The sequence below is a fragment of the Leucobacter sp. M11 genome (genome assembly GCF_035726885.1).
GTDB lineage: Bacteria > Actinomycetota > Actinomycetes > Actinomycetales > Microbacteriaceae > JAPFRB01.
Map to the genome: position 1 here is coordinate 383,902 of NZ_JAPFRB010000003.1, position 1,125 is coordinate 385,026.

At 66.8% G+C, this 1,125-nt stretch carries 1 protein-coding gene; it reads left to right on the top strand.

Going from position 1 to position 1,125, the window contains the following annotated elements; all coding sequences use genetic code 11:
* A partial coding sequence (locus OOT08_RS10145) for a carbon starvation CstA family protein (RefSeq protein ID WP_325092532.1) occupies positions 1–1,125 on the top strand: 1,125 nt, incomplete at both ends.

Here is a 1,125-nt window from a genome sequence, read left to right on the forward strand (position 1 = left end):
AACGCGCTCGCGGAGAGCCCGTGGGGCGTCTTCTCGGTCGGGATGACCATCCCGATTGCGATCTTCATGGGCCTGTACCTGCGCTATCTGCGGCCCGGCAAGATCACTGAGATCTCGATCATCGGCTTCGTGCTCCTCATGCTCGCGATCGTCGCCGGTGGCTGGGTCGGCGGCTCGGAGTGGGGCGCCGCCCTGTTCACCCTCGACAAGGTGACGCTGGCCTGGTGCGTCATTATTTACGGCTTTATCGCCGCGGTGTTGCCCGTCTGGCTCCTGCTCGCCCCGCGCGACTACCTCTCCACCTTCATGAAGATCGGCGTGATCCTGCTGCTCGCGGCGGCCGTGATCCTGGTCATGCCCGATGTGCAGATGCCCGCGATCAGCCAGTTCGCCTCCGGAGAGAACGGCCCGGTGGTGGCGGGGAATATCTTCCCGTTCCTGTTCGTCACGATCGCCTGCGGGGCCCTCTCCGGTTTCCACGCGCTCATCGCGAGCGGGACGACGCCAAAGCTCGTGCAGAAGGAACGCCAGACCCGCTTCATCGGCTACGGCGGCATGCTCATGGAGTCCTTCGTCGCGCTCATGGCGCTCGTCGCCGCGGTCACCCTCGACCAGGGCATCTACTTTGCGATGAACTCCTCCGGCGCGGCCACCGGCGGCACCGTCGAGGGCGCGGTCGAGTGGGTGATGGGCCTCGGCATCGCCGGGGTGGACGTCACCCCCGAGCTGCTCACGTCCACCGCGCAGGCGGTGGGGGAGGAGTCCATCGTCTCCCGCACGGGCGGTGCGCCGACGCTCGCGCTTGGCCTCGCGAACATCATGAAGGACCTCGTCGGGGGCACCGCGATGATGGGGTTCTGGTATCACTTCGCGATCATGTTCGAGGCGCTGTTTATCCTGACCGCCGTGGACGCGGGTACCCGCGTCGCCCGCTTCATGCTCCAGGACGGCCTCGGCAACCTGTTCCCGAGGTTCAAGAACACCTCCTGGCGGCCCGGGGTCTGGATCGCGACCGGGATCATGGTCGCGGCCTGGGGGGCGATCCTGCTCATGGGCGTTACCGATCCGCTCGGCGGCATCAACACCCTGTTCCCGCTCTTCGGCATCGCAAACCAGCTCCTGGCG